This is a genomic window from Gemmobacter nectariphilus DSM 15620 (genome assembly GCF_000429765.1).
Taxonomy (GTDB): Bacteria; Pseudomonadota; Alphaproteobacteria; order Rhodobacterales; family Rhodobacteraceae; genus Wagnerdoeblera; species Wagnerdoeblera nectariphila.
The window spans coordinates 1-8,272 of record NZ_AUCM01000043.1 but is presented as its reverse complement, the minus strand read 5'-3'; the positions used below and the strand labels follow the sequence as shown (position 1 = coordinate 8,272).

The 8,272-nt window shown below is 61.7% G+C and carries 6 protein-coding genes, 1 tRNA gene, 1 rRNA gene and 1 pseudogene; 3 read left to right on the top strand and 6 right to left on the bottom strand.

Annotated elements, in window-relative coordinates; all coding sequences use genetic code 11:
• Window positions 1-104: 104 nt before the first annotated feature.
• Both rrf and G481_RS0118400 read left to right on the top strand, forming a co-directional pair.
• A 5S ribosomal RNA gene (rrf, locus tag G481_RS0118405) occupies window positions 105-219 on the top strand.
• A 41-nt stretch (window positions 220-260) separates the two neighbouring features.
• A tRNA-Met gene (locus G481_RS0118400) sits at window positions 261-337 on the top strand.
• Between the two features lie 160 nt (window positions 338-497).
• On the opposite strand, the gene G481_RS0118395 is transcribed toward G481_RS0118400, so the two are convergent.
• The 4 genes from G481_RS0118395 to G481_RS0118380 form a co-directional block, all read right to left on the bottom strand.
• Entirely contained in the window at window positions 498-1,838 is a 1,341-nt protein-coding gene (locus tag G481_RS0118395) for a hypothetical protein (RefSeq protein WP_028031293.1), read from the bottom strand.
• A gap of 117 nt (window positions 1,839-1,955) precedes the next feature.
• Window positions 1,956-2,684, bottom strand: coding sequence for an IS21-like element ISPkr1 family helper ATPase IstB (gene istB, locus G481_RS0118390; protein WP_028031292.1), 729 nt, complete (start codon window positions 2,682-2,684; stop codon window positions 1,956-1,958).
• Window positions 2,614-4,182, bottom strand: coding sequence for an IS21-like element ISPkr1 family transposase (gene istA, locus G481_RS0118385; RefSeq protein ID WP_028031294.1), 1,569 nt, complete (start codon window positions 4,180-4,182; stop codon window positions 2,614-2,616). The genes istB (G481_RS0118390) and istA overlap by 71 nt, the downstream gene beginning before the upstream one ends.
• A gap of 131 nt (window positions 4,183-4,313) precedes the next feature.
• A complete protein-coding gene (locus G481_RS0118380) occupies window positions 4,314-5,372 on the bottom strand; it encodes a Fic family protein (protein ID WP_245595010.1) in 1,059 nt (352 codons plus the stop codon).
• Between the two features lie 275 nt (window positions 5,373-5,647).
• On the opposite strand from G481_RS0118380, the gene G481_RS0118375 reads away from it, so the two are divergent.
• The gene (locus G481_RS0118375; RefSeq protein WP_028031290.1) at window positions 5,648-6,433 is read left to right on the top strand and encodes a hypothetical protein; all 786 of its coding nucleotides are present in this window, start codon (window positions 5,648-5,650) and stop codon (window positions 6,431-6,433) included.
• A gap of 745 nt (window positions 6,434-7,178) precedes the next feature.
• Here G481_RS0118375 and istB (G481_RS25715) read toward each other — a convergent pair.
• Together istB (G481_RS25715) and G481_RS25710 are read right to left on the bottom strand one after the other, a co-directional pair.
• Window positions 7,179-7,907 carry an IS21-like element helper ATPase IstB gene (gene istB, locus G481_RS25715; RefSeq protein WP_084451113.1) on the bottom strand — a complete coding sequence of 243 codons (729 nt, stop codon included), beginning with the start codon at window positions 7,905-7,907 and terminating at the stop codon, window positions 7,179-7,181.
• Window positions 7,907-8,272 (bottom strand): annotated as a pseudogene (locus tag G481_RS25710) (IS21 family transposase); the annotation flags it as partial. The gene istB (G481_RS25715) and the pseudogene G481_RS25710, both read right to left, overlap by 1 nt.

Sequence of the window (8,272 nt, the reverse complement as noted above, 5' to 3'; positions counted from 1 at the left end):
CTTGATCCATCCAGAAAAAGCAAGACTCTGGAAGACATGCTACACAATACCTTGACTAAGACAGTCGCTGAAAACAGCGCCGATGTGCTTCGGTTCTTCTCCGGTCTGGTGGTCATAGCGCGAGCAAAACACCCGATCCCTTCCCGAACTCGGAAGTTAAGTGCCGCCGCGGCAATGGTACTGCGTCTCAAGACGTGGGAGAGTAGCTCGCCGCCAGACCTGATAAGAACCGAAAAAACTCCTCAACATCTCAATCCCGGCGCGGGGTGGAGCAGCCCGGTAGCTCGTCAGGCTCATAACCTGAAGGTCGTAGGTTCAAATCCTACCCCCGCAACCAAAAATTCCCGCGTTATCAAACGCTTACGCGCCGCCCTCCGGGGCGGCGTTTGCGTTTCCAGGGCCCGTGGAAGCACTGTGGAAGCAAGAGGGAACGAAGTCCTTCATATCGCTTCGTTAATCAGCACGGGCCGAAATGAGTGCAGCATGAGCGGCACCCCTCAAGAGAAGATCCTCTCGCAGGCTGACCGATGTGCCCGCGACAGCGCCTCTGGATCGATGCCAAGCCGATCTGCGTACTGGATGCTCATTCCGTCCATCACATCGGTAATCGACGCCGCGAGCAGTTCGTCCTTCGAGAGGTGCGTCCTGCGATAGACCTGTTCCATCAAGGGAAGGATGTGGCGCTGTATCTTGGTGCGTTCGCCTGGTGAGAGCCGTGCGCACAGGCAAGCATGCATGCACCAGAAGCAGGTGGCCCAGCATTCGAGCAAGTCGGCAGGAAGTTGGTCGTGGACGCTGTCGAGCTTCAAGCATCGTATCGCGGGCTTTGACCCGCCGAAGACTTTGAAGATCAGCCGTCCGAGGACGTAGGGCCAACTGTTGGGATCGCCCTCCACGGGAAGAACCTGCAAGCTTGTCCGATCTTTCGGCTTTTCGCCTGCCATGTCCGTGCCTCTCCACGAGGCGGCACAGATGATCATCAGTAGAGCGCGAAGCCGCAGAAAATCGCGGGACGAAAGGCTACCACTCTCCTGCTTGAGCTCGATGCGCTTGGCGAAGTCCGCGGCCGCCTTCACAAGCTGATCCTTCGTCGCCTTCGCCCGACGAGCGTTGCGACGCTGCTCTTCCTCGCCTCCGTCCGGAACTGGCCGCGAAGTCGGTTTGGCCGCGAACTCCTCCCCTGCCGCCATCGCGGCTTCGGCGTTCTGGGTCTCGTCCCCGAGATCGAAGGCAGCCTTCAGGGCGTCCTCGTCGTTTTCATCGACCGGCGTTACGAGCGAGTTCAACCCGACGATCCGGTTCAGAAATCCGCGGACGATTGAGACGTCGCTGCTGCCGAGGCTGTTGTGCTGAACATGCCCCGATTGGTGTGGCCGACGACCAGCGATGAAGTCGTCGTAGCTCAGTTGGCGATGCTTCTGGCCGCCTTCATCCGTTTCCTTTCGAGCCTTCGGGATGGAGACGCCTTCGCCATGCCCGTCGGCATCGCGATCTTCGATCTTCTCGAGCAAGTCCTGCACTTCGAGCAAAGCGAGGGTGGCTTCTGTTTCGCCGTCCAACTGAGCGAGCGCATTCTCCGTTTGTCGTGAGTGTGTTTCGCGAATTGCGATCTGCAGCGCATCGACGTGCGTGATGATCCCTGGCGTGAACTCCTGCGGCCCGATCAGTCGTGCGAAGGCCGGAAGGTCATCGGTTGCCTCAATCTGGAAGCGGATTCTCCGATGATCAGTACCTTCGAGTCGTGTCGGGTTGCTGACGAGCGGCGCGCCGGAAGCAGCCAGCAATTCGACTTCATATGCCTCGGATGCGCCGACATGCGCAGCTGTGTCAATCGGCACGCAATCTTGACCCCCTATCGGCGTCCAAAAATGACCCCTTTGGAGCGAGCGGGTAGCTGGCCCGATGCGGTGTAGCCCCCATACAGCGCAGCCGTATCGGGCCAGCGTGAGTGTCGGTCATTCTCGGGTCTTGAAGCGCCAGCTCTCGTTGCCGGTTTCGACGATGTCGCAGTGATGGGTCAGGCGGTCGAGCAGCGCAGTGGTCATCTTCGCATCGCCGAAGACCGAAGGCCATTCCCCAAAGTCGAGATTGGTCGTCACGATGATCGAGGTGCGCTCGTAGAGGCGGCTGATGAGATGGAACAGCAGCTGGCCGCCGGTCTGCGCGAAGGGGAGATAGCCGAGTTCGTCGAGTATCAGGAAGTCGAGGCGGCAGAGCAGGTCTGCCGTGCGCCCCTGTCGGTCGGCACGGGCTTCGGCATCGAGCTTGTTCACCAGGTCCACGACATTGAAGAAGCGCCCCCGTTTGCCGCGTCGGATGCAGGCCCGTGCGATGCTTACGGCAAGGTGGGATTTGCCGGTGCCGGTGCCACCGATGAGCACGACATTGCGCTGTTGTTCGAGGAACTCACCGGCAGCCAGGTCGCGCACCAGCGTCTCGTTGACCGGCGTTTCCTCGAAGCTGAACTCGTCGACCTCTTTCGCCAGCGGCAGCTTGGCGATTGTCATCTGGTATTTGATCGAGCGCGCCTGCTTCTCGCTGATCTCTGCATTCAGCAGGTCGCCGACGATCTGTTGCGGCTCGTGCTGACGCTTCACCGCCGTGGTGATGATCTCATCGTAGGCGGCCTTCATGCCGTAGAGCTTCAGCTGGCTCATCGCGTCCAGCACCTGTGATCTTTCCATGGTTGGGTCTCCTGAGGCTGTCGTAGCGTTTGCAATCGGCGACGGGCTCGCAGGTCAGTCGCAACGCGGCCGGCGTATCGATGGTCAGCGGCGGCGGCGGCTCCCGATGCCGGGCCAGGATGTTGATGACGACCGAGGCTGCGGGGACCCCTTCGCTCAGGGCTTCGGCACAGGCAGCTTCCACCGCATCCAGCCCATCGATCGGGATCATGCTGAGGATCTGGACCATCTGCCGGTCGCCGTTCGGCACCTTGCCAAGCTTGCGCTGCACGCGCCTGATCGATGGCGGCAGGTCCCAGTCCTTGAAGGGCGCGCCATTCCGGAGGGCACCGGGCTTGCGAGCCAGAACCGGAATGTAGTGCAACGGGTCGTAGATGGCCTTGTCGCGCCCGAAGGCTCGGGCGTGCTGCCCCACGATCTTGCCGTCCTGCCAGAACTCGACCCGCTCGGCATAGGCACGGATCTCGACGGGGCGGCCAACGGCCCGGCCATCCACGGAGTAGCGGTTCTTGTCGAACCGGACGAGACAGGTCTTCGAGACCGAAGCCGGCACGGCATGGAAGCCGTCGAACGGACCAACGTAGGGCACAAGGCTCGCGCGCTCGTCCTGGAACACATCCCAGATCGTTCGATCCCGAAGCTCCTGATGCGGATTGGCCTTGGCCCAGGCAACACAGCGGTCCTCGAGCCAGGCGTTGAGCTCGGCGTAGCTCCTGAACTTCGGCCGGGGCACGAAGAACCGCCGTCGGACAACACCGACCTGGTTCTCGACCTGTCCCTTCTCCCAGCCGGATGCCGGGGTGCAGGCGACGGGATCGACGAGGTAATGCCCGCACATCTGCTGGAACCGGCGGTTGTAGGCGCGGTCTCGGCCGACGAAGATCGTGTCGACCGCGGTCTTCATGTTGTCGTAGATGCCCCGCGTGCAGGTGCCCCCGAAGAAGGCGAAGGCCTTGTCATGCGCGTCGAAGACCATCTCCTGCGTCTCGCGGGGATAGGCACGCACGAACAGCATCCGGCTGTGACACAGGCGGACATGTGCCACCTTCACCGTGGTCGTCGCGCCGTCGATCACCACGATCTCGTGGCTCCAGTCGAACTGGTAGGCCTCGCCTGGGTCGAAGGTTAGTGGGACATAGGCGGCCGCAGATGCCACCTCTTCCTCCTTCGACCAGGAGGCCGCGTATCGCCGGACGGCATCATAGCCGCCATCATAACCTCGGGCCCGGAGTTCTTCGAAGATCCGAATGCGGGTCAGTCGCTCGCGTTTGGGCTTCCGCGAGTTCGCCGCCAATATCTCGTCGAGCATGTCTTTCCAGGGTCCGATCTTTGGCAGCGGCTGAATGGTTCGCTCGTAGGTGAGCTCCGTCACACCGGACCGGATCACCTTGCGCACCGTGTTCCGCGATACCCGCAGCTCCCGGCAAATCTGTTTGATCGACTTCTTGTCCTGAAAATACGCCCGCCGGATCTTCGCTATCGTCTCCACGACCAACATCCCACACTGCGCTCCCCGATGACCTCGGGAGCATCATGACCATCAGTGTAAGGGGGTCATTCTTGGGCGCCGATTACCCCGCTACGGGGTCAATTTTGCACGCCGGTTCACAGTTTCGGCAGAACTCTGGATCACAGGGGCTCTGTTCCCCGGCTGAGTATGCTCAAGTAGTCGCTGTAGACATACATCCGGCCACGCTGCTTGCCCGTCACCTCCCGCACGATGCCGAGATCCTCCAGATGCTGGATCGACTTCGCAATTGTCGGGGGCGAGATGCTCAGCCGCTGCGCCGCCGCGGGAATGCCGATGATCGGCTTCTGCTGAAGCAGCTGGTGGACCCGGAGCGCGGATGCGGCCGGGCGCCCGAGATCCTCGATCCGGTGCCGATCGGCTTCGAACAGCGCGAGGATTTCGCGCGCCGCCTCTGATGCCTGCAGAGACGTCTCGGCGATGCCGTCGAGGAAGAACTCCAACCATGTCTCCCAGTCGCCGTTCTCACGGACCTGCTGCAGGAGGTCGTAGTACTGGCGGCGATGCGTCTTGAAGTAGAGGCTGAGATACAGGATCGGCTCCTTCAGGATGCCCTGCGTGCAGAGAAGGAAGGTGATCAGCAGGCGGCCGAGACGGCCGTTCCCATCGAGAAACGGATGAATGGTCTCGAACTGCACATGGACCAGCCCGGCCTTGATGAGGGTCGGCATCTCCGGCGTGTCGGCATGGATGAACGCCTCCAGGTCCGACATGAGGTCGAGGACGTTCTCGGGGGGCGGCGGGACGAAGAGCGCATTACCCGGTCGTGTTCCGCCGATCCAGTTTTGCGAACGTCGGAACTCTCCCGGCTGCTTCGTGCTCCCGCGTCCCTTTTCAAGAAGGATTCCATGGATTTCCCGGATCAGGCGCAGGGAAAGCGGAAAGCCTTCGCGGATCCTGTCGAGGCCATGGTTCATGGCGGCGACGTAGTTGGAAACCTCCTGTACGTCGTCGAGGGGGACGCCCGGCGCTTCCTCGCTCTCGAAGAGCAGCAGGTCGGAGAGCGACGACTGCGTGCCCTCGATCTGCGAGGACAGCAGCGCCTCCTTGCGGACGTACATGTAGAGGAAGAGCGGGGTGTCGGGCAGGATGGAGGTCACGCCATCGAGCCGGCCGATCGCGCGGTTCGCGCGCTCGAGCTGACGGTAGAGCCGGTCCATCCTCACTGGCGGGACTGGAGGCAACAGGGGAGGCACGAATGCCTCCGCGCGTTCGCCCGCGGTCGAGATGGCGACGCGCTGACCCAACCGTGATGGCTCCGGTGCTAACGCCATGGTTGAAAAAGGATCCTTTCCTTGGCAGGCTGCCTGAGAAAGGATATCGCATGTTCCTTTCTTTGTCGTGTTTCTAACGGAAGGTTCCTTTTCTTGTCGAGTGCTCATTCCCCCTGTCCGCGCCAGATCCGGTCCGGGCTCATCCTCTGATCGGTGGCGCGATGGGACATCAGCGCCTCGGCAAACTCCCCACCCACCGATACCTGCCGGACATCGTCAGGTATCTGGTGACCGGCGGTGCACCCACCGCGCCGCTGGTGGAACAGGTGACCGAAGTCAGTCGGGATGCGCTGAAGCGCGCGCTGAGGGACCCTGTCTTCGTGGAAGCGTTGTGGCTGCTCATCAGGTTGCCGCAGGCCGCTGCGTCGAAGGATTTCGGGGCGGCCCTCGCCGACCTTGGCATGGGAGCGCGCCCGCCGACTTCGGTGACTGAACTGATGGTCGCCTACAACAGCGCACTGGAGCGCGTGCAACGGCGTGTCCATGCGGGAGCGACGGACCTTGGCGACATCGCCCGCGAGGCGGGAGCCGCCGCGCTCGCTGAGGCTGTGGAGGCGGGCATGCCGATGTGGTCCCCAACTGCTGCCGATGTGCAGGCCTCAGTGGCGGCACTGAGATCACCCGAGAAATTCGGCTCTCTGGCCCACCATTTTCACGCGAACATCGTGGAACGCGTCATCCACTATTACGTCGATCGAAACTTGCACAAGCTCGTTGGCGCCGATCGCGTCGCGCGGTCTGTCCATGATCTCGCGACCTACAATTCCGCGATACGCCGTCACTGCATCGAGTCTGCGCTGATCATGCGCGCCTTCGCCAGGGACTGGCTTGGCAAGAACCAGTACCGGGACGGCAAGGACATATCGAGGGATGATGCCCGCCGCTTCTCGGCCTTCGCCGTTGAGAAGATTGGGAACGAACTCAAGAACAGGAAGGGGTCCAAGTGAAACGGTGCCTGATCGAATGCGGCGTGCCGCAGGCATCCGAGGCCGATGCGCTCGCGATGAACGTCAGCGAGCCCGGCAAGAACGTCAATCTGAGGATCGACTACATCAGCCGCTCGATGATCGGGAACATTCCCGACCTGTTGATCGACCTCCTCGAAGTGGCGGCCTATGTGTACTGCGCCGATCAGCGCATCGCACGTGGGTCTGCCATGCTCACGAATTTCGGGGAAGACTGGCGCCGAAGTTTGACCTTCTCGATCCCCGTGCGTCACCCCGAGGTCTGGCAGCGTACAGATGTGCAGGAGCTCCTCCTCGATACGCTCGGGTTCCTGTCCGACGACAGCTATGAGTTCAGTTTCCGCAAAGCGGAAGCGCCGGTGCAGCCGCGAGAGCTGTATTTTCCGGAGCTTCTCGACGCCTTCCAGGAAAACGATGAGGTGGCGCTCTTCTCCGGCGGCGTCGATTCCTTTGCCGGCGCTGTCGACGACATCATCGCTCTGGGCAAGTCGGTAACCCTCGTAGGTCATTACTCGTCAACGAAGGTACGAAACGTTCAGGAGGAGCTGATCCGCGATCTGAAGAGCCGCGGATATGAAAGGCGGGTCTCCTACGTGTCAATCGGCGTTGAAGAGTGCCCCCTTATCGGCGTCCAAAAGGGACCCCTCTGGCGATGTGGTGAGCAGGCCCGTGGCGGCGTAGCTTTTCAGCTGGCGCAGCCGACGCGGGCCTGCGTTTTGGAGGGCGGTCAGGCTCTTGTTTTGATGCGCCAGCTGTCGTTGCCGGTTTCGACGATGTCGCAATGGTGGGTGAGACGATCGAGCAGCGCGGTGGTCATCTTCGCGTCTCCGAAGACGGTCGGCCACTCTCCGAATGCGAGGTTGGTGGTGACGATGACGGAAGTCTGCTCGTAGAGCTTGCTGATTAGATGGAACAGCAACTGGCCTCCGGACTGCGCGAATGGGAGGTATCCGAGTTCATCAAGGATGACGAAGTCGAGCCGCATGAGATGCTCGGCCAGCCGGCCGGCCCGCCCGGCACGGCCCTCGGCCTCCAGCCTGTTCACGAGGTCCACAACGTTGAAGAAGCGGCCGCGAGCGCCGTTGCGGATGACGGCGCGCGCGATCGCCACGGAGATATGGGTCTTGCCGGTCCCCGTGCCGCCAACCAGCACGACATTGCGCTGTTGGCTGAGGAACTCCCCGCTGGCCAGATCTCGCACCAGCGTCTCGTTGATAGGCGTATCATCGAAGGTGAACTCTTCAATCTCCCGGGCATAGGGCAGCTTGGCGGTGGTGATCTGGTATTTGACCGAGCGCGCCTTCTTCTCGTTGATCTCGGCGGCCAGAAGATCTCCGACGATCTGGCGGGGTTCGTGCTGGCGGCGCACAGCCACCGCCATGAGTTCGTCATAAGCGGCGCGCATCCCGTAGAGCTTCAACTCGCCCATTGCAGCCATGATGTCAGCACGATCCATCAGCAGGCCCTCCGCAGCAGATCATAACGGGCGCAGTCCGCCACAGGCTCATGGGTCAACTGCAAGGCCGGAGAGGTCAGCAGAAGCGGTGGTGGTTCCGGATCTCGCCTGCGGGATAGAATATTGAGGATTACATCGGCAGAATGGACGCCTTGCGAGAGAGCTTCGGCACATGCCTTTTGAACCACAGGCATCCCTTCCGTCAGCACAGCGCCGAGGACCTTCACCATCTGGCGGTCGCCATCTGAGGAGCCCTGCAGCTTGCGGCGGATCTGTTCAAGAGCTCCGGGAAGAACCCAGTCCTTGAACGGTGCGCCGTTACGCAGCGCCCCGGGTTTGCGAAGCAGAACAGGCACATAATGCCA

Coding starts and splice junctions, on each gene's coding strand:
- istB (WP_028031292.1), bottom strand. CDS start 2,684: ATGGAAAGATCACAGGTGCTGGACGCGATGAGCCAGCTGAAGCTCTAC.
- istA (WP_028031294.1), bottom strand. CDS start 4,182: ATGTTGGTCGTGGAGACGATAGCGAAGATCCGGCGGGCGTATTTTCAG.
- G481_RS0118380 (WP_245595010.1), bottom strand. CDS start 5,372: ATGGACCGGCTCTACCGTCAGCTCGAGCGCGCGAACCGCGCGATCGGC.
- G481_RS0118375 (WP_028031290.1), top strand. CDS start 5,648: ATGGGACATCAGCGCCTCGGCAAACTCCCCACCCACCGATACCTGCCG.
- istB (WP_084451113.1), bottom strand. CDS start 7,907: ATGGATCGTGCTGACATCATGGCTGCAATGGGCGAGTTGAAGCTCTAC.